Consider the following 24,553-nt stretch of genomic DNA (forward strand, 5'->3'; position numbering starts at 1 on the left):
GCGGCCGGGCACAGCCGGCCACGCGTCCGCACCGTAGCAAGTCGTCAGTTCCCCTTCGATACGAGGTCGTTATGCAAGAGAAAAACCTGACTCGCCGTGGCTTCATCAAGACCGCCTCCGGCTTGGCGCTCGCTCCCGCTTTGGGCTGGGTGCCGGGCATGGCGCACGCCGCCGAAAAAGAAATCGTGGTGGGGACCTGGGGCGGCGACTACCAGAACCTGTTGCAGCAGATCATCAACCCTATCGTCGACAAACAAGGCGTGAAAGTCGTCTACGACACGGGCAACGCCGTGGGCCGCGTGACCAAGTTGCGCGCCGAAAAGAATTCGCGGCGCGGCAGCATGGACGTGGCGCTGCTGGGTGAAGTCGACATGTACGACGCCGAGCGCTCCGGCACGCTGGAACCGATCGACGCGAAGAAGCTGCCCAACTTGGCGCATGCGATCGGCGCGTTGAAGACGGCGTATTCGATCCCCCATATCTTCAGCGCGATGACGCTGGTCTACAATACCGAAAAATTCCCGACGCCGCCGGATTCATTGGAAGTGTTGCTGGACCCCAAACTGAAAGGGCAGGTGGGCTTTTCGGACATCCTGTACCTGTACAACGCCGTCTTCGTCGGCCTGGGCGCGGGCGGCGACACCAAGAGTTTTGACGGGGGCAAGCGCTTCCTGACCAAGCTCAAGGCGAATGCGCCGCGCATCTACCCGTCCAACGAGGCGGTCGCGGCCGCCTTCAAGTCTGGCGAGATCGCCATCGCGTGCATGTGGAAGGCGCGCGCGCTGCAATGGAAAGACAGCGGCCTGCCGGTGGGTTTCGTGATTCCCAAGGAGGGCTCGGTGCCCGTGTCGTTCGAGGCAGGCATCGCCAAGAACAGCCGCAACAAGGACGCCGCCTGGGAATACCTGAACGCCATGCTGGACCCGCAAGGCCAGATCGGTTTCGCCGAAAAAATGGGCTATGCGCCCACGGTGACCAACGCGTCCTTGCCGGAAAACTTGAAGCGCGTGGGTTTCTCGGAGGCGGAAGTGAAGCTCTTGCACGCCTATGACCTGAAGCGCCTGACGGAAGGCAAGGCCGACATGCTGGAATTCTGGAACAAGGAATTCAAGGCGGGTTGAGGCGCCGCTTCCGGATGCGGCCGGTCCGCATCCGGAGGGACATTGCAGATCGGTCCCCGTCTGCGATGGGCGGCCGATGAATCTACCCTGGACATCTTGCGTCAATCTTGAAATGTTATATCATTCGTCAGCTATTTGTAATGATATAACATCTGAGAGAGCGAAGATGAAAGGCAAGAAGCTAGGGGCGGTTGAGGAAAGAGGCGGGGCGAAGGCCCGGCGGGCCAGCCGCCGGGGGGCGTTGAAACCGCTGGTCTGCTCACTGATGCTGATCGCGCCGGTCGCGCAGGCCGAGGCCGAAACGGAGTCCGATCGCGCCAAGACGCTGGCCCCAATTACCGTGTCCGCCAACCCGCTGGGGCTGGACTTGAACAGCACGACGTTGCCCGCCTCGGTGCTCGAAGGCGATGCCCTGATCGAGCAGCGGTCCGGCACCTTGGGCGAGACCCTGAAGAACCTGCCCGGCGTCAACAGCGATACCTTCGGCGGCGGCGCGAGCCGGCCGGTGATCCGCGGCCAGACCGCGCCGCGGGTCAAAGTGCTGTCCGACGGTTCTGAAGTCATGGACGCGTCCAGCATTTCCCCCGACCACGCGGTGACGGTCGAACCGCTGCTGGCCGAGCGGATCGAAGTGCTGCGCGGCCCGGCGACGCTGCTGTACGGCGGCGGCGCGATCGGCGGCGTGGTGAACGTCGTGGACAAGAAGATCCCCACCGCGGTGCCGGAAAAGGGCATCGAGGCCGAAGCCGAACTGCGCGGCGCGACCGGTACCAAGGAACGTGCGGGTGCGGTGGGCATCACGGCGGGCGAAGGCCAGTTCGCGGTGCGCGTTGAAGGGATGAAGCGGCGCACCAGCGACTACGACGTGCCCGATTGGCCGGGCGGCAAGCTGGAAGGTTCGTACAGCGAATCCACCCAGGGCTCCGTCGGGATGTCGTGGATCACCCCGCGCGGATACGTCGGCCTGGCCTTCACACATCTGGAAAGCAAGTACGGCCTGCCGGGGCATAACCACGAATACGAAGGCTGCCACCCGCACGGCACGCATCTGCATTGCGGCGGGCACGATCATGACCACGAAGAAGAAGGCCATGACCATGATCACGAGCATGAACATGGCGGCGTGCCGTACGTGAAGCTGCGCAGCAACCGCCTGGACCTGCGCGCGGAGTACCAGGACCCCTTTGCCGGCTTCGAGAAGATCCGCGTGCGCGGTGGCCTGACCGACTACCAGCACGACGAGATCGAAGGTGGCCAGGTCGGCACCCGTTTCAAGAACAAGGGCTACGACCTGCGGGTGGAGCTGCAGCACAAGCCCATCGCCGGCTGGCGGGGCGTGGTGGGCGTGCAGAACGCCTATAGCGATTTCCGCGCCGAAGGCGAAGAGGCCTTCCTGCCGCGCAGCAAGACGCGGTCCAACGGCCTGTTCGTGCTGGAGGAATACCAGCTGAACGACTGGCGCTTCGAAGTGGGCGCGCGCCAGGACTGGCAGCGCATCTCGCCGTCGGGCGGCGCTTCGCGCAGCAGCCTGTCGGGCACGTCGCTGTCGGCCGCGGCCATCTGGGACTTTGCGCCACAGTATTCCGTGGCGCTGTCGCTGTCACGCTCGCAACGCCTGCCCAATGCGCAGGAGCTGTATGCGGACGGCGTCCACCTGGCCACCAATACGTACGAACTGGGCAATGCAGACCTTGGCCGCGAGACCTCGCACAACATCGACCTGACCTTGCGCAAGCATTCGGGCGACACGACGTTCTCGGCCAGCGTGTTCCACAACCGCGTGAAGAACTACATCTACGCGAACACGCTCGACCGCTACGAAGACTTCCGGCTGATCGAATACACGCAGCGCGACGCGGAATTCACGGGTGTCGAGGGCGAACTGCGCCATCAGTTCACGCCGGTGTTCTCGGCGGCGGTATTCGGTGACTATGTGCGCGGCAAGCTGACGGGCGGCGATGGCAATCTGCCGCGCATCCCGGCGGCGCGCGCGGGCGTGCGCGGCAACGTGACGTGGCAGCAATGGTCGGGCGGCGTGGAATACGCGCGCGTGTTCTCGCAAAAAGATATCGCGTCGTACGAAGACAGCACCCCGGGCTACAACCAGGTCAATGCCGTGGTCGCCTACCGCGGCCGCTACGGCGCGACCGGCTACGAGGTCTATCTGCGCGGCACCAACCTGTTGAACAAGCTGGCCTACAACCACGCCTCGTTCATCTCGTCGGTGGCGCCGCTGCCCGGGCGCAGCGTGCTGCTGGGCGTGCGCATGACGTACTGACAAGGCAGGGCGTCCGAGATGGACGCCTGGCCGCAAGACGGACGCCGGGGCCATGCGCCCCGGCGTTTTTTTGCTGCGCTGCGGGCGCACAGCCTCTACGGGTAGACCCCAAGTCCGATCTTGTTGACGCCCGAACATGCCGTTCCTAGAATCAGATTTGTGATCACATATCAGAAATAGCGCCCGGCAACCGCCGGTACGCGGGCAGCGGCGAAGCAGGCATGACCCAACAACTATTCAGTGTTCGAGACAAGATCGTTTTGATTACCGGTGCCGCGGGCGGTATCGGCGCTGCGCTCAGCCGGGCTTTCGCCCAAGGCGGCGCGACGCTGGTGCTGGCCGACCTGGCGGGGGAAAAGCTGGACGCGCTGGCGTCCGAGCTGCGCGAATCCGGCGTGAAGACCGGAGCCATCGCGCTCAGCGTGGAAAACCGCGAGGCCTGCGCGGACGCGGTGGCCGACGTGGTGGCGCGCTACGGCGGCGTGGACGTGCTGGTCAACTGCGCCGGCGTCAATACGCGCATGCGGCCCGAGCTGTACGCGGAAGACGTGTGGGACCGCATCGTCGACATCAACCTCAAGGGCACGTTCAACATGTGCCAGGCCGTGCACGCGCCGATGAGCCTGCGCGGCAAGGGCAAGATCATCAACATCGGCTCGATCCTGGCGCTGGCGTCCAACGCGGTGACGGCGGCCTATTCCGCCAGCAAGGGCGGTGTCCTGCAGCTGACGCGTTCGCTGGCGTGCGCCTGGGCGGCGGACGGCATCACCGTCAACGTGATCCAGCCGGGCTGGATCGACACGGCGCTGTCGCGCCAGGCGCGGGTGGACATTTCCGGCCACGCCGAACGGGTGGTGGCCACCACGCCGCTGGGCCGCTGGGGCGAACCCGAAGACCTGGTCGGCGCGACGTTGTTCCTGGCCAGCACCGCATCCGACTTCGTGACGGGCGCAAGCCTGGTGGTGGACGGCGGCGTGACCGCGCATATCTGAACGGCAGGCTCCCGGCCCGTCAGAGGCCGGTCTTGCGCAAGGAGAAGACATGCTTTTCGAGGACATCGGGCAGACGACAGAAGCGCGCACGCTGGTGGTGGAAGACAGCGATTGGGCGCAGCTGACGCGCGCCGAGGCCATGCGGTTGACGACCTTGTTCCTGGCGGCGCGCCGCTTCGAGGAAAAGATCCTGCAACTGGATAAGCTGAACCTGGTGCACGGGCCGGCGCATTCCAGCATCGGGCAGGAAGGCGGCGCGGCGGGCTGCGTCGCGGCCCTGCCTATCGATACGCTGATGAACGGCACGCACCGCGCGCATCACCAATGCGTCGCCAAGGCGGTCAATGCGCTGTATGAAGACGGCTTCGACCCGGCCGCCAGCGGGCTCACCCCGCGCATGCGCCAGGAGATCCAGGGCCTGATGCACGAGATCCTGGGCTTGAAGGACGGCTGGACGGGCGGGCGCGGCGGTTCCATGCACCTGCGCCGCGCCGACCTGGGCATCATGGGCACCAACGCCATCGTCGCCGGCGGCATCCCCATCGCCTGCGGCCACGCGTTCGCGGAAAAACAGCACGGATCGGGCAAGTTGATGGTCACGTTCTTCGGCGACGGCGCGGTGCATCAGGGCGCCACGCACGAGGCCATGAACCTGGCGGCGCTGTACGGCCTGCCCATGATCTTCTTCCTGGAGAACAACAAGTACGCGGTGTCGATGAGCGTGGAGCAATCCACGTTCCAGACCGAACTGCTGACGCGTCCGCAGGCGCATGGCATCGCTGCCGTCAAGGTAGACGGCATGAACCCCTTCGCCGTCTGGCTGGCCACGCGCTGGGCGCAGGCGCATATCGAACGCGAAGGGCGGCCGGCATTCATCCTGGCCGAGGTCTACCGCTACTACCATCAGAGCTCGTCGATTCCCGGCAGCGCCTTCGGCTACCGCACGCGCGACGAGGAAAACGCCTGGAAGGCGCGCGATCCCTGGCTGTTCCTGCAGCGTGAACTGACCGCGCGCGGCATCCTGGACGCCGACACCCTGGCTGCCATCGACGCCACCGTCACCGAGGCCGTGGAAGCGGCCGCGGACTCTTGCGTGGAAGGCACGGGATCCGCCACCCGTATCCGCGCCGCGCTGTGGCCGGCAGCCGCCAGCGTGGACGATCATTTGACCAGCGACATGCGTGAATTCGACGGCGCGCGCTTTGCCGAGGCGGAAGACTTCGATGTGGACGACATGGAAAGCCTGTCCTACATCGAAGCCATGTCGCGCACCATGGGCGCGCGCATGGCCGAAGACGATCGCATCTACGTGTTCGGCGAAGACGTGGCCAACATGGGCGGCGGCACGGTCGGCGCCACGCGCGGGTTGACGGACACCTACGCGGGCCGCCTGGTGAACACCCCGATCACTGAAAACGGCTTCTGCGGCCTGGCCACGGGCGCGGCGCTGTCGGGCCTGTGCCCGGTGGTGGAACTGATGTACAGCGACTTCTTCCTGGTGGCGGGCGACCAGCTGCTGAACCAGGCGGGCAAGATCCGCCACCTGTTCAACGGCACGGCCAACGTGCCGCTGGTGCTGCGTACGCGCATCCCGGGAGCGGAGGGCTACGGTTCGCAGCATTCCATGGACCCGGCCGGCGTGTTCGCGCTGTTTCCGGGCTGGCATATCGTGGCGCCGTCCAACGCCTTCGACTATGTCGGCCTGATGAATTCCGCGCTGCGCTGCCAGGACCCGGTGCTGGTAATCGAGCCGCAGGAGCTGCACAAGCGCAAGACGCTGGTGCCGAAAGACCTGGACTACTGCATTCCCATCGGCCGCGCCAAGCGCGTGCAGGAAGGCGACCAGATCACGCTGCTGGCCACGCTCAGCATGGTCGAGCGCTGCCGGCAGGTCGTCGAGGAAACCGGCGTGCGCGCCGACATCATCGACCTGCGCACGCTGTCGCAGCGCGATATCGACTACGACACCATCGGGCGTTCGGTCATGAAGACGGGCCGGGTGGCGATCGTCGAACAGACGACGCGCGGCGCCAGCCTGGGCGCGCTGATCGCCGACGAGATCCAGCGCCGCTATTTCGACTATCTGGACCAGCCGGTGCAGCGCGTCACGGGCCGCTGGGCGCCGCCCACGGTGTCGCAGGCGCTGGAGCGCGCGGCGCTGGCGGACGAGGACGACCTACGCACGCTGATCGCCGCCATGCGGCGCGACAGCGCCCTGGACCTCACACAAGGAAATGTCCGTGCCCTACGCGCTTGAAGGCAAAACCATTCTGATCACGGGTGCGGCCGGCGGCATCGGCAGCGAGACGGCACGCGTCTGCGCCGAACAGGGCGCCGCGCTGGTGCTGGCCGACCGCGAAGCCCCTGAGGCCCTGGCCGCCGAATTGCGCGCGCAGGGATCGGCGGCACAGGCGATCGCGTTCGACGTGACCGATCGCGCCGCGGCGGAAGCCGCCGTCCAACGCCTCGACAGGCTGGACGCGCTGGTGGCCAACGCGGGCTATTGCCCCTGGGACGACTGGAACGCCGACGGCTGGGACGACGTGTTCCGGCAGGTCATCGACATCAACCTGCTGGGCGTCATGCACCTGACCCGCGCGGCGCTGGCCAAGATGGCGCCGCAGGGCAGCGGCCGCATGGTGCTGGTGTCGTCCGTGGCGGCGCGCATGGGCGGCCTGGCGGCCAGCCCCCACTATGTGGCGGCGAAAGGCGGCACGCACGCTTTCGTGAAATGGCTGGCGCGCAAGGGGGCGGAGTCGGGCATCACCGTCAACAGCGTGGCGCCGGGCGCGACCGCCACCGCCATGGTGCAGGGCGCCGCCCTGGATGCGAATAGAATTCCTCTGCGACGCATGGCCCAGCCCCGCGAGATCGCCTTGCCCATCGCCTTTTTATGTTCGGATGGCGCAAGCTACATTTGCGGCGCCACGCTGGATGTGAACGGTGGCGTCTACATGAACTAGGCGCAAGAACATGGACAACAGCATCCTGGAAGGCCTGCTCGACAAGCAGGAACGCGTGACCGTCGCGGACCAGATCTATCAACAGACGCGCCAGCTCCTGATGAGCGGCGCGGTGCCGCCCGGGGAAAAGATCACCTTGCGCGGCCTGGCCGCCGCCTTGAACACCAGCCCGATGCCGGTGCGCGAAGCCGTGAACAAGCTGGTGGCCGAAGGGGCGCTGGAAATGCTGCCCAGCCGCGGCCTGCGCGTTCCGAAACCCAGCCTGCCGAAGTTTCGCGAGATCGTGCGCATCCGGTGCTGTCTGGAAGGTTTTGCCGCGGCCGAAGCCGTCAAAGTGATCAACGACGAGACCGTGGCGCGCATCGAACGCCACGCCCACGAGTTCGACAAGTTGGGGCACCAGCGCAAGATCGACACCTTGAAGACGATCGAAGCGAACCGGAACCTGCATTTCACGCTGTACGAAGCGGCGGCGATGCCGCTGCTGGTCACGATGATCGAGAACATCTGGCTGCAGATCGCGCCCCTGTTCTCGCTCAGCATGAGCAGCAAGGACCGGAAGTCGGAAAGCTGGGAATCGTTCAGTCACCACGATGCGCTGCTGGCGGCGCTGCGGCGGCGCGACGCCGATGGCGCACGCGGCGCGGTGGTGGCGGACATTTCCGATGCAGCGGCTTATATCGAGAAGACGGGCAATTTGGCCATCACCTGAAGCGAGTGAGACATGGATATCGAAGTCGTGATGCCCGCGATCGGCGCGGGCACGACGCAGGGCAGGATTCTCCAGTGGTTGAAGCAGTCCGGCGACACCGTCAAGGTGGGCGATATTCTGGCCGAAATCGAAACGGACAAGGCGGTTATTGAGCTGGAGGCCGTGGACAGCGGCGTGCTGGACCGTATCCATGTCGAAGCGGGCGACACCGCCGTGCCGGTGGGCGACGTCATCGCGACCTTGCTGGCGGAGCAGGACGCGCGTCGCGAGGCGCCTGCCCCCATCGCTGAACCGACCGCGCCCGTTCTGGCCATGCCGGCGCCACCTGCGGCCCAACCGGCGCAGGCAGTCATTGCGCCACCTGCCACCGCCGTCGAACCGCCCGCGCACCGGCTCTTCGCCAGCCCCTCGGCGCGCAGGCTGGCCCGCATCATGGGCGTGGACCTGCATGCGCTGACCGGCAGCGGCCCGAACGGACGGATCGTGCGCGTAGACATCGAGCAGGCCGCGCAGAAACGTCCCGCGGCGGATGCCAGGCCGGCAGCCAAGGCGTCCGCCACAGCCCCAGGCACGCTGACCCCGCACACCCCGATGCGCGCCACGATCGCACGCCGGTTGGCGCAATCCAAGCAGCAGATTCCCCACTTCTATCTGACCGTGGACTGCCGCATGGACGCGATGATGGCGGCGCGGCAGTCATTGAACGACAGCGCGCAGGCCAGCCCCGATCCCGTCCGCTATTCCCTGAATGACCTGTTGCTGCTGGCGGTCGCACGCGCCGTGGCGCGCGTGCCCGAGATCAACGCGCAATGGACCGACGAGGGTGTGCTGCGCCAGGAGCAGGTCGACCTGAGCGTCGCCGTGGCGCTGGAAACCGGCCTGATCACGCCGATCCTGCGCGATGCCGGCCGCATGGGACTGCGCGAACTCTCGGCGCAAGTCCGGCAATTGGCGGACCAGGCGCGCAGCGGCCGGCTGCGTCCCGACCAATACGAAGGCGGCAGCCTGACGGTATCGAACCTGGGCATGCATGGCGTGAAGTCGTTCGCGGCGATCATCAATCCGCCGCAGTCAGCAATCCTGGCCGTGGGCGCCGTGACGCGCCAACCGGTGGTGGACGGCGACGCGCTGACGATCGGCCACGTGATGAGCCTGACGCTGTCCGCCGATCACCGCGTGGTGGACGGCGCGCTGGGCGCGCGGTTCCTGAAGGAAGTCCGGCACTTCATGGAGCATCCCATCGAATTGATTCTCTAGCGGGTTGAGTGGAAAGGTTGTTCTAGGTGTCCACATCAGCAGCGCGCAGGGTGGACCGCGAACGGCGTACAGACCGATGGCGGCGGTAAGTCGAAGCACCATTACATAAAGTCTGGAGACAAAGCAATGAACAAGCAGAATCCGCTGACGCGCCTCGCGTTGGCTGCCGCCTTGGCAATGGCCGCGCAGGGCGCCTGGGCACAAAGCGAAATCAAGATTGGATACAACAGCGACATGTCCGCCAGCGGCTCGGCCGACTTCGGCGTGTCGGCCTTGTCGGGCGCGCGGCAGGCCGCCGAAGAGATCAACGCCGCCGGTGGCGTGCTGGGCAAAAAGCTCGTCATCGTGCCGCGCGATGACGTGGGATCCCCGCCCAAGTCCATTCAGAACGCTAACGAACTGGTGGACAACGAAAAGGTCGTCGCGATGCTGGGCGGCGTGAACTCGGGCAACATGCTGGCGTGGCTGCACATCGTGCAGCAGAAGAAGATCCCGACCATCTCGCCATCGGCGACCGCCACCGAGATCACCAACCGCTACAGCAAGGAACCGGCCAACTACATCTTCCGCGTGTCGATGCGGGACCTGGACCAGATCACGCTGTTGGCGGCGTATGCGGCGCGCGCCACGCAGAACAAGAAGGTCGCCATCATTGCCGACACGACGGGCTATGGGCAGCAGGGCGCCAAGGACGCAGCCGCCGTGTTGCAGCTGCACGGCATCACGCCGGTGGCCAACGAGAAGTTCGGTCCGAAGGATACGGACATGAGCTCGCAGCTGAACAAGATCAAGGCGTCGGGCGCCGACACGCTGATCGTCTACGCGCTGGCGGATTCCAACGGCCATCTGATGCGCAGCCAGGAGAAGATCGGCTACTACCCGACCACACTCGGTTCCTGGTCGAACCTCAGCCCCCCGTTCCTGCGCATCGCGGGCCCGGAACTGGCTAAGAAGATGATTTTCTCGGCATCCATCACGCAGGATTCCACGCCGCAGTCCAAGGCGCTGTACGACACCATCATGAAAAAGGAGGGCAAGCTGCCCACCTATGTGTTCGCCGCGCACGCGTATGACTCGGTGAAGATCCTGGCGGCGGCCATGACGCAGGCCAAGTCCACCGACGGCGAAAAGGTCCAGCAGGCGCTGGAGAACCTGGGCAAGGTCGACGGCGTGATCAAGAGTTATGCGCCGGCCTTCACCAAGGCCAACCACGAAGCGCTGTCGTACAAGGACTTCCGTCTGGTGCGCTGGATCGACGGCAAGGTGGTGTCGGTGGATGACGCCGTCACGCAGGCCATCAAGCCCGAAGACCTGAAGCAGTAAGCGGGCGCGCGGCCGGGCGGTTCAGGCCTGGCCGCGGCTCAGGTGGTTGACGAAGAGCTTGGCGGCGGTGGGCAGCGATTCGAACGAGCGCACGCAGATCTGGATCTTGCGGCGCGCCCACGGTTCGGCCAGCGGAATGATGCGCAGGTCGAACATGACCGAGTAGCGGCGCGCGATGTCCAGCGGCAGCACGCCGATGCCCAGCCCCGAGTTCACCATGAAGCACAGCGCGTCAAAGCCCGTGACCTGCACCTTGAGCCGGATGGTGCGCTTTTCGTCGCTGGCGGCGTTCGACAGGATGCGGTTGATGGCGCTGCCGCGATGCAGGCCGATGAAGTCGTGTTCCAGCGCGTCGGCAAAGCGGAAGGCGGGCTTGTCGCGCAAGGGGTGGTCGGCGGGAACGACCAGCGCCAGCGTGTCTTCGCGGTAGGGGTGGATCTCGACGTCGTCGTCGGGCGCGTCGCCGGAAAAGATGCCGACGTCCGCCGCGTTCTCGGCCACCGACTTGATGATGGTGGACGTGATCTTCTCTTCCAGGTCCACCTGCACGTTGGGGTAGTCGTTCAGGAACAGCTTGATGTCTTGCGGCAGGAACTGCGTGATGGCGGAGATGTTGGCGTAGACGCGGATGAAGCCGCGCAGGCCGCGCGAGTAGTCGCGCATCTGCACGGCGATCTCGTCCAGCTCGTGCAGGGCGCGGCGCGCCATGGTGGACAGCGCAATACCGGCCGGGGTGGGGCGGATGCCCTTGTTGGTGCGGATCAGCAGCCGGATCTTCAGGTTCTCTTCCAGCTCGCTGATGCGCTTGCTGATGGCGGCCGCGGCGATGTGCTCGTGTTCGGCCGCCGCCGCGATGGTGCCTTGTTCGACCACGCTGATGAAAAGCTTGAGGGAAGTGGGGTCTAAACGCATGGCGGCAGGCGAAGGCGGCAAGGGAACGGCCATTGTAGCGAGCGGCACGCTTGCCATCGCGTTTGGCGATGGCAGCATCGTTAATGACTGCTATTGGGGACGGCAAGCCCGTTGCTATTCTCCCCAAAAATAGCGACCGGCCCGCCTGTTTGAGCGGACGGCGCAAGAAGGATGGATGGAGCGCAAAGCAATGAATCTGCAGAATAGCCAGCTGCTGCGGCAGCAGGCGTACATTGGCGGCGCCTGGTGCGACGCCGACAACCGGGCCACCATCACGGTGCGCAATCCCTTCGACGCCAGCCCGCTGGGCACGGTCCCAAATCTGGGCCAGGCCGAAACCGCGCGTGCCATCGCGGCTGCCGATGCCGCGCTGCCGGCATGGCGGGCCAAGACGGGCAAGGAACGCGGGGCCATCCTGCGCCGCTGGCACGCCCTGATCGAGGCTAACAGCGATGACCTGGCGCTATTGCTGACGCTGGAGCAAGGCAAGCCGCTGGCCGAGGCCCGCGGCGAACTGAACTACGCGTTGTCGTTCGTGGAATGGTTCGCCGAGGAAGCCAAGCGCGTCTACGGCGACGTGCTGCCGCACACCCGCAGCGACCAGCGCATGCTGGCCATCCGTCAGCCGGTCGGCGTGTGCGCGGCCATCATCGCGTGGAATTTTCCGTCGGCGCTCGTCACGCGCAAGGTCAGCCCGGCGCTGGCCGCCGGCTGCACCGTCGTGCTCAAGCCTTCTGAATTGACGCCGTTCACCGCGCTGGCGCTGGCCTGGCTGGGCGAGCAGGCAGGCATTCCGCCTGGCGTGCTCAACGTGGTCATCGGCGACCCGGCCCCCATCGGCACGGAACTGACGCAGAACCCCACGGTGCGCAAGCTGACCTTCACCGGCTCGACGCAGACGGGGCGCCTGCTGATGCAGCAAAGCGCCTCCAACATCAAGAAGCTGTCGCTGGAATTGGGCGGCAACGCGCCGTTCATCGTGTTCGAAGACGCCGATCTGGACGAGGCAGTGCAGGGATTGGTGCTGTCCAAGTTCCGCAACGCGGGCCAGACCTGCGTATGCGCCAACCGCGTCTACGTGCACGCCAGCGTGGCGGACGCGTTCAACGAGAAGTTGCTGGCCGAGATCCGCCGCATGAAAGTGGGCGGCGGGCTGGAAGACGGCGTGACGCAAGGCCCGCTGATCGACCAGCGCGCCGTCGACAAGGTGACGCGCCTGGTGACCGACGCCACCGCGCACGGCGCCACGCTGCTGGCGGGCGGCAAGCTGCGCCAGGCCGGCACCCTGCTGTATGAGCCGACGCTGCTGACGGGCATCACGGATGCCATGGAACTGGCGCACGAAGAGATCTTCGGACCCGTGGTGGGCATCAGCACCTTCGACTCCGAAGCTGCCGTGCTGGCGCGCGCCAACGACAGCGCCTCCGGCTTGGCCGCCTATTTCTACACGGCCAACCTGGAACGCGTCTGGCGCATGATGGAAGGGCTGGAATACGGCATCGTAGGGGTGAACACCGGCGCGGTCTCCAACGAGGTCGGCCCGTTCGGCGGGATCAAGGAATCGGGCGTGGGCCGCGAAGGCTCGAAGTACGGCATCGAAGAGTTCCTCGAAATCAAGTACGTGTGCCTGGCCGGCAAGTCGTTCAACGCGCCGCGCTAACCCTTCCGGAACCCTGACATGAGCCAAGCCCAGCAAGCGTCCCTGCGGGACGCCGACTCGTTCGATTATGTGATCGTCGGTTCCGGCGCTGCCGGATCCATCCTGGCCAACCGCCTGTCGGCCGACGGCGCGACCGTTTGCGTGCTGGAGGCGGGCCCGCCGGACAACAGCCCGTTCCTGCACATTCCGGCCGGCTTCATCAAGGCGGTATTCAACAAGAAATACGCCTGGCAGTTCTCAAGCGAAGGCACGGCGCAGACCAACGGGCGACGCGTGCCGATCCCGCAGGGCCGCACGCTGGGCGGCTCCACGTCCATCAACGGCCTGGTCTACAACCGCGGCCAGGCGGCCGACTTCGACCATTGGGCAAGCCTGGGCAACCCCGGCTGGGCGTATGCAGACGTGCTGCCGTACTTCAAGTCGATGGAGCGCCGGGTGGGCGGCGACGACCGCTATCGCGGCCGCCAGGGCGAACTGCCCGTCACCGACATCGACTGGATTCACCCGCTGTGCGAGGCTTTCATTGCCGGCGCGGTAGAGCAAGGCCTTCCGCGCAATCCCGATTACAACGGCGCCGACCAGGCGGGCGTAGGCTACTTCCAGCGCACCATCAGCAACGGCTGGCGCATGAGCACGGCGAAGTGCTTCCTGAAGCCTGCGATGGCGCGCAAGAATTTGGACGTGCGCACCTATGCGCAGGCTACCCGCGTGCTGTTCGACGGCGCCCGGGCCGTGGGCGTGGCCTATTGCCACCCCGCGCATCCTGCCCGGGTGCGAGCCGTGCGCGCCAAGCGCGAGGTCATCGTGGCCTGCGGCGCGATCAACACGCCCAAGCTGCTGCAATTGTCCGGCCTGGGGCCGGCCGAGCTGCTGCGCGAGCACGGCATCCCGGTCGTATGCGATCTGCCCGGCGTGGGCGAGAACCTGAGCGACCACTATTCCGTGCGCATCGTGGCGCGCGTGAAGAACAGCCAGACCATGAATGAACTGGTCAAAGGCCTGAACCTGGCCGGCCAGATCAGCCGCTGGCTGTTCAAGCGGCCCAGCATCATGGCGCTGAGCCCATCGCTGCTGCACTATTTCTGGAAATCACGGCCGGAACTGACCGCACCCGACCTGCAGGGCGTGTTCACGCCTGCCAGCTACAAGGAAGGCTACGTCGGCGTGCTGGATGACTTTCCCGGCATGACGGCGGGCGTCTGGCAGCACCGCCCGGACAGCCGCGGCCAGGTCCGCATCCGCTCGGCCGACCCGCTGCAAGACCCCGTGATCCTGGCCAACTACCTGGCGGACGAACGCGATCAGCAGACGCTGGTGCGCGGCATTCGCCTGGCCCGCCGGCTGTTGCAGTCGCAGGCACTGGCGCCGTACTTCGACAGCGAGGCGCTGCCCGGCCCGCTGTGCGAATCGGATTCCGAACTGCTGGATTTCGCGCGCCGTTTCGGCGTGTCGTCCTATCACGTCAACGGCACGGCCCGCATGGGACCGGCGGGCGACAAGTACGCCGTGGTGGATGCGCAGCTGCGCGTGCACGGTGTGGAGAACCTGCGCGTGATCGATTCGTCGGTCATGCCCGCCATGCCGTCGGCGAACATTTGCGCCGCCACGATGATGATCGGCAACAAGGCGGCCGACCTGATCAGGAATTCCTGAAAACCCAAGATGCGGTCACTCGAGTGACCCGTTAGGAGACAACGTGTACACCAAGCATTTCCCCAAGATCATGAAGACCTTGCTGCTGTCGGCGGCGCTTGCGAGCGCCAGCGGCGCCGCGCTTGCCGACGACATCAAGATCGGTTTCAACAGTGACATGTCGGCCACCGGCTCGGCGGACTTCGGCATTTCGGCCCTGGCCGGCGCGCGCCAGGCCGCGGATGACCTGAACGCCGCAGGCGGCGTGCTGGGCAAGAAGGTCGTCATCGTCGAACGCGATGACGTCGGCGCCCCGCCCAAGGCGATCCAGAACACCAACGAACTGGTCGACAACGTCAAGGTCAACGCCATGCTGGGCGGCGTGAACTCCGGCAACATGCTGGCCTGGTTGCACATCGTGCAGCAAAAGAAGATTCCGACGATCTCGCCGGTGGCGACCGCCACCGACATTACCGGCCGTTACGCCAAGTCGCCGCCGAACTACGTGTTCCGCGTGTCCATGCGCGACCGCGACCAGATCGCGCTGCTGGCCGCCTACGCGGCGCGCGCCAGCAAGTCGGGCAAGGTGGCGATCATCGCCGATACCACCGGCTACGGCCAGCAAGGCGCAAAGGATGCGCTGGAGATCCTGGCGCTGCACAAGATCACCCCGGTCGCCAACGAGAAGTTCGGTCCCAAGGACACGGACATGAGCTCGCAGCTGAACAAGATCAAGGCGTCGGGCGCGGACACACTGATCGTCTATGCGCTGGCCGACTCCAACGCGCACGTCATGCGCAGCCTGGAGAAGATCAATTACTTCCCGACGACGCTCGCGTCTTGGGCCAACCTGAGCTCGCCGTTCCTGCGTATCGCGGGCCCGGAGCTGGCCGGCAAGATGATCTTCACCGCGTCGATCACTGAAGATTCGTCCAAGGAATCCAAGGCGCTGTACGACACGCTGATGAAGCGCGACGGCCGCGTGCCGACCTACGTGATGGCCGCGCAGGCCTATGACTCGGTCAAGCTGATCGCCGCCGCCATGGAGCAGGCCAAGTCCACCGAGGGCGCCGCCGTGCAGGCCGCCCTGGAGCAACTGTCGCAGGCGCAAGGCGTCATCAAGGCCTACCAGAAGCCGTTCTCGGCGGACAACCACGAAGCCCTGTCGGTCAAGGACTTCCGCCTGGTGCGCTGGATCGACGGCAAGGTCGTGACGGTTGACGACGACGTCACCCGCGCCATCAAGCCCGAAGACCTGAAGCTGTAAACGGCAGGAAAGCGGTACATCGAGGATCTCTCCCCCGCGGCGGCAGCGCTGCGGGGGAGTCGTCAAAAGGGGGCCTTCAGCATGCAAATACTACAAGCCATATTGAGTGGATTGGCCATGGGTAGCGTCTATGCCCTGGTCGCGTTCGGTTTCAGCATCACCTACACCACGACCAAGACGTTCAACTTCGGCCAGGGCGCGTTCCTGGCCCTGGCCAGCCTGATCGGCATCAGCGCGATTCTGCTGGTCACGCAGGGCAAGCTGATCGGCTTTCCCAGCCCCGAGGACGTGACCTGGGGATCGTTCCTGTTCGCGCTGCTGGCGGCCATGCTGGTCCTTGGCCTGCTGGGATTCGTGCTCTACATCACGGCCATCAAGCACTTCGTGGGCGAAGCGGGGCTGTCGTGGGTGATGAGCACCATCGGCTTTGGCATCATCATCCAGAACCTGGCGCTGCTGATCTGGGGCCCGGCCCCGATCGCGGTGGCCTCGCCGCTGGGTGAAGGCATCATCACGATCTTCGGCACCGGCGTGCGTCCCCAGGAGATCCTGGTGTTCTGCACCACGCTCGTCCTGATGATCGTGTTCGACTGGGCGCTGCACAAGACCAAGATGGGCAAGGCGGTGCGCGCGGTGGCGTTCAGCAAGTCCACCGCGAGCCTGATGGGCATCAATGCCAACGCGGTGGCGGTGGCGGTGTTCGTCATCAGCTCGGCGCTGGCCGCAATCGCCGGCGTGATGATCGCGCCGATCGCAACCGCCTCCGTGTTCGTGGGCACGCTGCTGTCGCTCAAGGCGTTTTCCGCCGCCATCCTGGGTGGGCTGGAGAACCCGCGCGGCTGCATCTTCGGCGGCTTCCTGATCGGGTTGCTGGAATCGCTGATCGGCCTTTGGTATTCGAACCTGCGCGAGATCGCCGTGTTCGCGCTGATCATCGTCGTGCTGTATTTCCGCCCGGCCGGTATCCTGGGCCGCGTGCACGCGGAGAAGGTGTGAACATGTCCAAACTCCTCATTCCGCTCGTCATCGCCGCCCTGGCCGTGGGTTTCGCCTATTCGGGGTTGAACGATTTCTACCTGCTGATCCTGTTCAACATCGGGGTCTATTACATCGCCGCCACCGGCTTCAACATCCTGGTCGGCCAGACCGGGCAGAAGTCGCTGGGCCACGCCGGCCTGTTCGGCGTGGGCGCCTACACCGTGGCGCTGCTGACGGTGAACTACCAGGTCAATCCGTGGCTGGCGCTGCTGTGCGCGGCGGGCGTGTCCGCCGTCTTCGGCGTGGCGATCGCCATCCCGGCGCTGAAGGTCAAAGGGCCCAGCCTGGCCATGGTCACCATCGCCTTCGGCCTGCTGATCGAAAAGATCGTGTCCGAATGGACGGACGTGTTCAAGGGCCAGGAAGGCTTCTACGGCATCACCGGCCTGACCTTCAACGGCGCCACGCTGGACAGCCGCCAGTGGGTGGTCGTGGTGGTGCTGGTGGGGCTGGCGTTGCATGCGATGACCTCGCTGTTGCTGAACGGTCGCTTCGGCCGCGGCTTCGCTGCCGTGCGCACCTCTGAAATCGCCGCGGAAAGCGTGGGCATCAGCGTGTACCGCTTCAAGATCCTGGCGTTTGCAATCAGCGCCATCACCTGCGGCATCGCGGGCGGGCTGGTCGCGCAGCAGAACCAGTACATCAACTCGGACTTCGTCAATTTCAACCTGTCGGTGTTCTTCCTGGTGCTGGTGCTGTTCGGCGGCCGCACCCCGGTCGGCTCGTTCCTGGGCGCGGTGGTGCTGACCGTGCTGGACGCCATGCTGGCGCGCTGGCCCGAAGTGCAGCATTTCGCCTATGGCCTCATCCTGCTGTTTGCGCTGTACGCCATGCCGGAAGGACTGGCCGGTTTGCTGCGCCGCGTCTTGCCGCAGCGCGGCCAGCGCGACGCCCTGGCACGCAGCACGAACGCGGCCGAATGGACGCCCAAGCGCACCGCACCGCCCGCCAAGCCCGGCCAGGGCCGGGCCGCACCCGAGTTCCTGGAAGTGAAGGACCTGTACAAGGCCTTCGGCGGCGTGGTTCCCACCAACAAGGTGTCGTTCTCGCTGGCGCAAGGCTCGATCGTGTCGCTGATCGGGCCCAACGGCGCGGGCAAGACCACGACCCTGAACCTGTTGTCCGGGCTGGTTGCGCCGGACGCGGGCAGCATCCGGTTCAAGAACAAGCAGATGGTGGGCCTGTCGGCCAACGAGATCGCGGCCTCCGGCATCGGCCGCACGTTCCAGAACTTGAAGCTGTTCGACGGCCTGACCGCGCTTGAAAACGTGATGGTGGGATTCTATCGGGTGCAGAAGTCCGGCTTCTTCTCGAACCTGCTGGGGTTGCCGGCCAGCCTGGCCGAAGAACGGCGCATGCGCCAGGAGGCATTCGCCATCCTGAAGTTCTTCGACCTGGACCGCTACGCGGACGATGCCGCCAACAGCTTGCCCTACGGCTTGCAGCGCCGGCTGGAGATCGCCCGCGCGGTGGCTGCCATGCCCGACCTGCTGCTGCTGGACGAACCCGCGGCGGGCCTGAACCCGGCCGAGACCGACCAGCTGACCGATCTGATCGTCAAGCTCAAGGGCATGGGCCTGACCATTCTGCTGATCGAACACCACATGGATCTGGTGATGGCCATTTCGGACCACATCGTCGTGCTGGACTATGGCGTGAAGATCGCCTCCGGCCTGCCGAACCACATCCAGGAGAACCCGAAAGTGATCGAAGCCTACCTGGGCGCGCCCGCATAGGAGACCACCATGAGCCGATTACTGGATATCAAAGACCTGGCGGTCAGCTACGGCGCCGTCAACGCATTGAAGCGGGTGTCGCTGCATGTGGACACGAACGAGATCGTGACCATCATCGGCGGCAACGGCGCGGGCAAGAGCACGATGATGCGCGCGCTGTCGGGCATCGAGAAGTCCACGGGGTCCATCGCGTTCGCCGGGCAGGACCTGGGTGGCGTCAGTGCGCACAAGCGCGTGGGGCTGGGCATCGCCCACGTGCCGGAAGGCCGCCAGGTGTTCCCGGATCAGACCGTGTTCGACAACCTGATGCTGGGCGCCTTCCTGCGCACGGAGCCGCCCTCGGAACTGGCCGCCGAGATCGAGCGCTGCTTTGCCATGTTCCCGCGCCTGAAAGAGCGCCGGGACCAGTACGCGGGCACCCTGTCGGGCGGTGAGCAGCAGATGCTGGCCATCTGCCGCGCGCTGATGAGCAAGCCGCGCATCCTGATGCTGGACGAGCCGTCCCTGGGCCTGGCGCCGCTGATCGTGGCCGAGATATTCAAGATCATCAAGTCGCTGAAGGAACGCGGCATGACGATCCTGCTGGTCGAGCAGATGGCCAATCAGGCGCTGGCGATATCGGACCGCGCCTATGTGCTGGAGGTGGGCTCCATCGTGATGGAGGGCACCGGCCAGGAATTGTTGGCCAGCGAGCGCGTGCGCGAGGCCTATCTGGGAAAACACAAGAGCTGACGAGGCAATCATGTCATCCAAACCATTGAGCGGGATCCGTGTGCTGGAGTTGGGCCAGCTGATCGCCGGGCCGTTCGCCGCCAAGATGCTGGGCGAATTCGGCGCCGAGGTGATCAAGATCGAGCCGCCCGGCAAGGGCGACCCCTTGCGCAACTGGCGCCTGATCCACGAGGGTACCTCCGTCTGGTGGCAGGTGCAGTCGCGCAACAAGAAATCGGTCAGCCTGGACCTGCGCCAGCCCGAGGCGCAGGACCTGATCCGCGCCCTGGTCAAGGACATCGACGTCGTGGTCGAGAACTTCAAGCCGGGCACGATGGAAGGCTGGGGCCTGGGCTGGGAAGACCTGCGCGCCATCAATCCGCGGCTGGTGATGCTGCGCGTGTCCGGTTATGGCCAGACGGGCCCGTACCGCGACCTGCCCGGCTTCGGCGCCATCGGCGAAGCCATGGGCGGCCTGCGCCACCTGAGCGGCGAGCCGGACCGCACCCCCGTGCGCGTGGGCATTTCCATCGGTGATTCGCTGTCCGCGCTGCATGGCGTGATCGGCATCCTGCTGGCGCTGCGTGCGCGCGACCAGAACGGCCAGGGCCAGATGATCGACGTGGCGCTGTATGAATCCGTCTTCAACATGATGGAGAGCCTGTTGCCGGAATACGCCGTGTTCGGCGAAGTGCGCCAACCGGCGGGCAGCAGCCTGCCAGGCATCGCGCCCAGCAATGCGTACCGCTGCCAGGACAACAAGTACGTGCTGGTGGCCGGCAACGGCGACAGCATCTTCAAGCGCCTGATGGGCGTGATCGGCCGCCCGGACCTGGCCGATGCGCCGGAACTGGCCAACAACGCCGGCCGCGTGAAGCACGTGGTGATGCTGGACGACGCCATTTCGCAATGGACGGGCCAGCACCCGCTGGACGAGGTTCTCGCCCGCCTGAACGAAGGGCAGATTCCGGCCGGCAAGATCTACGACGTGGCCGATATCGCCACCGATCCGCACTACCAGGCGCGCGGCATGATCCTGGACGGCGCGCTGCCCGATGGCACGCCGATCAAGCTGCCGGGCATCGTGCCCAAGCTGTCGGAGACGCCGGGCGAGGTGCGCAGCGCCGCGCCCGCTCTGGGCCAGGACACGGACGACGTGCTGGCCGGCCTGGGCATCGACGAGGGCAAGCGCGCCGACTGGCGCGCGCGCGGCATCATCTGAAAAGGACAGCCATGAACGAACCGAGCGCAACCCGCAAGAAGCTGTACATCCAGGACGTGGCGCCCCGGGACGGCTTCCAGAACGAAAAGCAGTTCATCGAGACGCAGGACAAGATCGACTTCATCAACGCGTTGTCCCAAAGCGGATTCGCCAAGATCGAGGCCACGTCCTTCACCTCGCCCAAGGCCATTCCGGCACTGCGCGACGCCGAAGCCGTGATGCACCAGATCGAACGCAATCCGGACGTGGTCTACACGGTGCTGGTGCCCAACGTGCGCGGCGCGCAACGGGCGCTGGAGTGCGACGTGGACGAGGTCAACCTGGTGATGTCGGTGAGCGAGACCCACAACCGCGCCAACCTGCGCATGACGCGCGAGCAGTCGTTCGAGCAGCTGAGCGACGTGGTCAGCGCGGTGCGCGGCAGCCGCGTCGCGGTCAACGTGTCGCTGTCGACGGTTTTCGGCTGCCCGATGGAAGGCGACATCAACGCCTTCGACGTGCTGGAACTGGTGGGGCGCTTCGCCGCGCTGGGCGTGGATGGCATCACCCTGTGCGACACGACCGGCATGGCCTATCCCACGCAGGTGGGCAAGATCAGCCGCGAGGTCCGCCGGCTGTTTCCGGATCTGACCACGACCCTGCACTTTCACAACACGCGCGGCATGGCGCTGGCCAACACGCTGGCGGCGCTGGAGGCGGGCATCGACCGCTTCGACGCGTCGCTGGGCGGACTGGGCGGATGCCCGTATGCGCCGGGCGCCAGCGGCAACGTCTGCACGGAAGAACTGGTGCACATGCTGGAACTGATGGGCTACGACACGGGCGTGGACCTGACCCGAATTTTGGGCATCGCGGCGACCTTGCCCGCGCTGGTCGGGCACGACATCCCCAGCCAGATCCTGAAGGCGGGGCCGCGCCTGACGCTGCATCCGGCGCCCGACTTCGGCGGGTAGCCCCGGCGGGGCGGCGGTGTGCTAAGTTGCCGGGAATGCCGCCCGGCCCGGAGAGCCCGCCATGCTGAAATTCGCCGCCAACCTGTCGATGATGTACCCGGAACATGCGTTCCTGGACCGCTACGCCGCAGCAGCGGCGGATGGTTTTCTGGGCGTGGAATGCATGTTCCCGTATGAAGCGCCCGCGGCCTTCGTGCGGGAACGCATGGATGCGGCCGGGGTGTCGCAAGTGCTGTTCAACGCGCCGCCCGGCGTGGTCAGCCAGGGCGAACGCGGGCTGGCCGCCTTGCCCGGCCGGCAAGCGGAGTTCCAGGCCGGGATCGAACAGGCGCTGTCCTACGCGACGGCGTTGTCCTGCTCGAATGTCCACGTGATGGCGGGCCTGGCGCCAGCCGACGTGCCGCGCGAGGCCCTGCTGGATTGCTACCGCGAGAACCTGGACTGGGCCGCGCGCCAGGCCCGTTCGGCCGGCGTCACGGTGCTGATCGAACCCATCAATACGCGCGACATCCCCGGCTATATCCTCAACCGCCAAGACGACGCGCATGCGGTCGTGCAGGCCGTCAACGCGCCCAATCTGAAGGTGCAGATGGACCTGTACCATTGCCAGATCGTCGAAGGCGACGTCACAGCCAAACTACGGGAATACTTGCCGACCGGACGCGTGGGGCACCTGCAGATCGCCGGCGTGCCGTTGCGCCACGAGCCGGATCGCGGCGAGCTGGATTATGGCTGGGTGTTCGGCGTGTTGCGCGAACTGGACTATCGGGGATGGATCGGCTGCGAATACCGGCCGGCAGGCGACACCTCCGCCGGCCTGCGCTGGCTGTCCCACGCCCGTGGCTGATGGCCGCGACTATTTCAGGAGACAGGTCATGACTACAAGCACCATCCGCCGGGCGTTGCTGGCGGCGGCGCTGTCAGCCGCCGCTGCGTTTTCCGCCAGCGCGCCCGCCGCGGAATATCCGGACCACCCGATCCGCTGGCTGGTGCCGTTCAGCCCCGGCGGCGGCAGCGACCTGGCTACCCGCATCGTCGCCAAGCACGTGGGCGCCACGCTGGGCCAGACGGTGGTGGTTGAAAACCGCCCCGGCGCCGCCACTATCGTCGCCGCGCAGGAAACGGCCCGCGCCGCGCCGGACGGCTATACGCTCATGACGGCAGGCATGAGCACCCTGGCGCTGAACCCGTCGTTGTACAAGAACCTGCCTTACGATCCGTTCCGCAATCTGTCGATGGTGTCCACGCTGGTGAACCTGCCCATTGTCCTGGTGGCCTCGCCGGCATCCGACCTGACCACCATGACCGACGTCTTGATGTATCTGCGCAGCGGCAAGCAGGCCAGCTACGCCTCGCTGGGCGTGGGCAGTCCGCACCATCTGGCCATGGAACTGTTCCTGCAGACATTCGGCGGGCAGGCCACGGCCATCCCGTATAAGGGCACGCCGCCCGCTTTGCAGGACGTGGCGTCGGGGGTCGTGCCCCTGATGATGGCCGACCTGGCCGCCGCGCGGCCGTTGATCCAGGCGGGCAAGCTGCGCGCCATCGCCGTGCCGGCCGTGCAACGTTCGGCGTTGCTGCCCGACGTGCCGACCTTCGGAGAGGCCGGCGCCTATCCCCTGGAAGCCGCGGCCTGGCAAGGCGTGGTGGCCCCGGCTCGCACGCCCAAGCCTATCGTGGAAAAAATCAGCCGCGCCATCGTGGCGGCACTGCAGTCGCCGGAGGTGGTCAAGCAATTGATGTTGCAAGGCATGGAACCCGCCGGCAGCACGCCGGATGCGTTCTTCACCTATGCGCGTGACGAACGCGACCGCTGGGGCGCGGTGATCCGCCACAAGGGCATATCGGCCGACTGAAGGCGCATGCCCTTAGTCGGGCGCCGGCACCTGGGCCTTGCGGCTGCGTTGCGCCGTGGCCGCGCAACCGGCCGACGCCAGGATGATCCCGCAGATAGCCAGCCATTGCGTCAGGGTCAGGTGTTCGTTCAGCACGATCACGCCGGCCAGCGCGCCCATCGCGGGCTCCATGCTGAGCAGCACGCCGAAGGTCTTTTGCGGCAATCGCCGCAGCGCCACCATTTCCAGCGAATACGGCAAGGCGCTGGACAGGATGCCAACTCCGATGCCGGCCAGGATCAGCTTGGGGTCCAGCAGGGCCATGCCCGCATGGGCCGCGCCCACGGGCAGCGCCACCATCGTGGCCGCCAGCAGGCCCAGCGACGTCGCCTGGCCGCCGTGCACGTTGCCGGCCATCTTGCCGAAGATGATGTAGAGCGCCCAGCAGACCGCGGCAGCCAGCGCGTAGGCGATGCCCGTCGGGTCCAGGTCATGGATGGATTGGCCGGTGGGGATCAGCAGCACGAGTCCGGCCAGCGCACAAGCGATCCAGACGAAGTCGATCGCGCGCCGTGACAGCACCACGGCCAAGGTCAGCGGCCCGGTGAATTCGATGGCGATCGCCACGCCCAACGGCAGCGTGCGCAGCGCCATGTAGAACAGCAGGTTCATGCACGCCAGCGTGACGCCGTACAGGGCGATCTTGGCCGCGTTCTTTTTGGTCAGCGGAAACCGCCACGGCCGCCAGAACGCGATCAGGATGATGGCGCCGATGACGATGCGGTAGGCGGTCGTGCCTTGCGCGCCCACTTCGGGAAACAGCGACTTGGCGAACGAGGTGCCGATACACAGCGAGGCCATGGCGCCGATCAGCGACAGGGTGGGAAGCAGGGTGGAGGCCGAGGCGTTCTGCCCGGTGTTCAAGGTGGCGGCGGTCATGG

20 protein-coding genes are annotated in these 24,553 nt (G+C 66.0%); 18 read left to right on the top strand and 2 right to left on the bottom strand.

The features are described 5' to 3' along the window. Window positions 1-71 precede the first annotated feature (71 nt). From CEY09_RS12625 to CEY09_RS12660, 8 genes are all read left to right on the top strand, one after another. Window positions 72-1,121 carry an ABC transporter substrate-binding protein gene (locus tag CEY09_RS12625; RefSeq protein ID WP_088588851.1) on the top strand — a complete coding sequence of 350 codons (1,050 nt, stop codon included), beginning with the start codon at window positions 72-74 and terminating at the stop codon, window positions 1,119-1,121. Window positions 1,122-1,386: 265 nt separating this feature from the next. Further along, window positions 1,387-3,399, top strand: coding sequence for a TonB-dependent receptor domain-containing protein (locus CEY09_RS12630; RefSeq protein ID WP_234818290.1), 2,013 nt, complete (start codon window positions 1,387-1,389; stop codon window positions 3,397-3,399). A 221-nt stretch (window positions 3,400-3,620) separates the two neighbouring features. Beyond that, on the top strand, window positions 3,621-4,391 hold the full coding sequence (locus CEY09_RS12635) for an SDR family NAD(P)-dependent oxidoreductase (RefSeq protein ID WP_143219555.1): 771 nt from the start codon (window positions 3,621-3,623) through the stop codon (window positions 4,389-4,391). A gap of 49 nt (window positions 4,392-4,440) precedes the next feature. After that, a complete protein-coding gene (locus tag CEY09_RS12640) occupies window positions 4,441-6,648 on the top strand; it encodes an alpha-ketoacid dehydrogenase subunit alpha/beta (RefSeq protein WP_088588853.1) in 2,208 nt (735 codons plus the stop codon). After that, complete coding sequence (locus CEY09_RS12645) at window positions 6,626-7,354, top strand: SDR family NAD(P)-dependent oxidoreductase (protein WP_234818280.1); 729 nt, start codon at window positions 6,626-6,628, stop codon at window positions 7,352-7,354. The genes CEY09_RS12640 and CEY09_RS12645 overlap by 23 nt, the downstream gene beginning before the upstream one ends. A 10-nt stretch (window positions 7,355-7,364) precedes the next feature. After that, window positions 7,365-8,066: a GntR family transcriptional regulator gene (locus CEY09_RS12650; RefSeq protein WP_088588855.1), complete on the top strand. Its 702-nt coding sequence runs from the start codon at window positions 7,365-7,367 to the stop codon at window positions 8,064-8,066. 12 nt (window positions 8,067-8,078) lie between these two features. Continuing rightward, window positions 8,079-9,323 carry a dihydrolipoamide acetyltransferase family protein gene (locus tag CEY09_RS12655; protein WP_088588856.1) on the top strand — a complete coding sequence of 415 codons (1,245 nt, stop codon included), beginning with the start codon at window positions 8,079-8,081 and terminating at the stop codon, window positions 9,321-9,323. 126 nt (window positions 9,324-9,449) lie between these two features. Continuing rightward, window positions 9,450-10,646, top strand: a complete 1,197-nt coding sequence (locus CEY09_RS12660) for an ABC transporter substrate-binding protein (RefSeq protein ID WP_088588857.1) — start codon at window positions 9,450-9,452, stop codon at window positions 10,644-10,646. Window positions 10,647-10,667: 21 nt separating this feature from the next. Here CEY09_RS12660 and CEY09_RS12665 read toward each other — a convergent pair whose 3' ends face one another. Next, window positions 10,668-11,558: a LysR substrate-binding domain-containing protein gene (locus tag CEY09_RS12665; RefSeq protein WP_088588909.1), complete on the bottom strand. Its 891-nt coding sequence runs from the start codon at window positions 11,556-11,558 to the stop codon at window positions 10,668-10,670. 190 nt (window positions 11,559-11,748) lie between these two features. Here CEY09_RS12665 and CEY09_RS12670 point away from each other — a divergent pair, with 190 nt between their 5' ends. From CEY09_RS12670 to CEY09_RS12715, 10 genes are all read left to right on the top strand, one after another. Further along, on the top strand, window positions 11,749-13,218 hold the full coding sequence (locus CEY09_RS12670) for an NAD-dependent succinate-semialdehyde dehydrogenase (protein ID WP_088588858.1): 1,470 nt from the start codon (window positions 11,749-11,751) through the stop codon (window positions 13,216-13,218). A gap of 18 nt (window positions 13,219-13,236) precedes the next feature. Beyond that, complete coding sequence (locus tag CEY09_RS12675) at window positions 13,237-14,871, top strand: GMC family oxidoreductase (RefSeq protein WP_088588859.1); 1,635 nt, start codon at window positions 13,237-13,239, stop codon at window positions 14,869-14,871. Window positions 14,872-14,914: 43 nt separating this feature from the next. Next, complete coding sequence (locus tag CEY09_RS12680; protein WP_088588860.1) at window positions 14,915-16,117, top strand: ABC transporter substrate-binding protein; 1,203 nt, start codon at window positions 14,915-14,917, stop codon at window positions 16,115-16,117. An 81-nt stretch (window positions 16,118-16,198) separates the two neighbouring features. Continuing rightward, window positions 16,199-17,113 carry a branched-chain amino acid ABC transporter permease gene (locus CEY09_RS12685; RefSeq protein ID WP_088588861.1) on the top strand — a complete coding sequence of 305 codons (915 nt, stop codon included), beginning with the start codon at window positions 16,199-16,201 and terminating at the stop codon, window positions 17,111-17,113. Next, on the top strand, window positions 17,110-18,891 hold the full coding sequence (locus CEY09_RS12690) for a branched-chain amino acid ABC transporter ATP-binding protein/permease (RefSeq protein WP_006227113.1): 1,782 nt from the start codon (window positions 17,110-17,112) through the stop codon (window positions 18,889-18,891). Before CEY09_RS12685 ends, CEY09_RS12690 begins: the two co-directional genes overlap by 4 nt. Window positions 18,892-18,900: 9 nt before the next feature. Further along, window positions 18,901-19,623 (top strand): ABC transporter ATP-binding protein, encoded by a 723-nt coding sequence (locus CEY09_RS12695; RefSeq protein ID WP_088588862.1) that lies wholly within the window; start codon window positions 18,901-18,903, stop codon window positions 19,621-19,623. Window positions 19,624-19,633: 10 nt separating this feature from the next. Then, complete coding sequence (locus tag CEY09_RS12700; RefSeq protein ID WP_088588863.1) at window positions 19,634-20,824, top strand: CaiB/BaiF CoA transferase family protein; 1,191 nt, start codon at window positions 19,634-19,636, stop codon at window positions 20,822-20,824. Window positions 20,825-20,835: 11 nt separating this feature from the next. Beyond that, a complete protein-coding gene (locus tag CEY09_RS12705) occupies window positions 20,836-21,777 on the top strand; it encodes a hydroxymethylglutaryl-CoA lyase (RefSeq protein ID WP_088588864.1) in 942 nt (313 codons plus the stop codon). A gap of 61 nt (window positions 21,778-21,838) precedes the next feature. Continuing rightward, complete coding sequence (gene otnI / locus CEY09_RS12710; RefSeq protein ID WP_088588865.1) at window positions 21,839-22,624, top strand: 2-oxo-tetronate isomerase; 786 nt, start codon at window positions 21,839-21,841, stop codon at window positions 22,622-22,624. A 28-nt stretch (window positions 22,625-22,652) separates the two neighbouring features. After that, the gene (locus tag CEY09_RS12715) at window positions 22,653-23,633 is read left to right on the top strand and encodes a Bug family tripartite tricarboxylate transporter substrate binding protein (RefSeq protein WP_088588866.1); all 981 of its coding nucleotides are present in this window, start codon (window positions 22,653-22,655) and stop codon (window positions 23,631-23,633) included. A gap of 12 nt (window positions 23,634-23,645) precedes the next feature. Here the strand turns inward: CEY09_RS12715 and CEY09_RS12720 are convergent, their stop codons facing one another. Beyond that, complete coding sequence (locus CEY09_RS12720; RefSeq protein WP_088588867.1) at window positions 23,646-24,551, bottom strand: EamA family transporter; 906 nt, start codon at window positions 24,549-24,551, stop codon at window positions 23,646-23,648. Between the last annotated feature and the right edge of the window lie 2 nt (window positions 24,552-24,553).

Origin of the sequence: Achromobacter marplatensis (assembly GCF_002209535.1) — a bacterium.
In the GTDB taxonomy this organism is placed as follows: domain Bacteria; phylum Pseudomonadota; class Gammaproteobacteria; order Burkholderiales; family Burkholderiaceae_B; genus Achromobacter; species Achromobacter marplatensis.

Coding starts and splice junctions, on each gene's coding strand:
- CEY09_RS12715 (WP_088588866.1), top strand. CDS start 22,653: ATGACTACAAGCACCATCCGCCGGGCGTTGCTGGCGGCGGCGCTGTCA.
- CEY09_RS12685 (WP_088588861.1), top strand. CDS start 16,199: ATGCAAATACTACAAGCCATATTGAGTGGATTGGCCATGGGTAGCGTC.
- CEY09_RS12650 (WP_088588855.1), top strand. CDS start 7,365: ATGGACAACAGCATCCTGGAAGGCCTGCTCGACAAGCAGGAACGCGTG.
- CEY09_RS12695 (WP_088588862.1), top strand. CDS start 18,901: ATGAGCCGATTACTGGATATCAAAGACCTGGCGGTCAGCTACGGCGCC.
- CEY09_RS12640 (WP_088588853.1), top strand. CDS start 4,441: ATGCTTTTCGAGGACATCGGGCAGACGACAGAAGCGCGCACGCTGGTG.
- CEY09_RS12660 (WP_088588857.1), top strand. CDS start 9,450: ATGAACAAGCAGAATCCGCTGACGCGCCTCGCGTTGGCTGCCGCCTTG.
- CEY09_RS12675 (WP_088588859.1), top strand. CDS start 13,237: ATGAGCCAAGCCCAGCAAGCGTCCCTGCGGGACGCCGACTCGTTCGAT.
- CEY09_RS12670 (WP_088588858.1), top strand. CDS start 11,749: ATGAATCTGCAGAATAGCCAGCTGCTGCGGCAGCAGGCGTACATTGGC.
- otnI (WP_088588865.1), top strand. CDS start 21,839: ATGCTGAAATTCGCCGCCAACCTGTCGATGATGTACCCGGAACATGCG.
- CEY09_RS12655 (WP_088588856.1), top strand. CDS start 8,079: ATGGATATCGAAGTCGTGATGCCCGCGATCGGCGCGGGCACGACGCAG.
- CEY09_RS12625 (WP_088588851.1), top strand. CDS start 72: ATGCAAGAGAAAAACCTGACTCGCCGTGGCTTCATCAAGACCGCCTCC.
- CEY09_RS12665 (WP_088588909.1), bottom strand. CDS start 11,558: ATGCGTTTAGACCCCACTTCCCTCAAGCTTTTCATCAGCGTGGTCGAA.
- CEY09_RS12635 (WP_143219555.1), top strand. CDS start 3,621: ATGACCCAACAACTATTCAGTGTTCGAGACAAGATCGTTTTGATTACC.
- CEY09_RS12630 (WP_234818290.1), top strand. CDS start 1,387: ATGCTGATCGCGCCGGTCGCGCAGGCCGAGGCCGAAACGGAGTCCGAT.
- CEY09_RS12720 (WP_088588867.1), bottom strand. CDS start 24,551: ATGACCGCCGCCACCTTGAACACCGGGCAGAACGCCTCGGCCTCCACC.
- CEY09_RS12705 (WP_088588864.1), top strand. CDS start 20,836: ATGAACGAACCGAGCGCAACCCGCAAGAAGCTGTACATCCAGGACGTG.
- CEY09_RS12700 (WP_088588863.1), top strand. CDS start 19,634: ATGTCATCCAAACCATTGAGCGGGATCCGTGTGCTGGAGTTGGGCCAG.
- CEY09_RS12645 (WP_234818280.1), top strand. CDS start 6,626: ATGTCCGTGCCCTACGCGCTTGAAGGCAAAACCATTCTGATCACGGGT.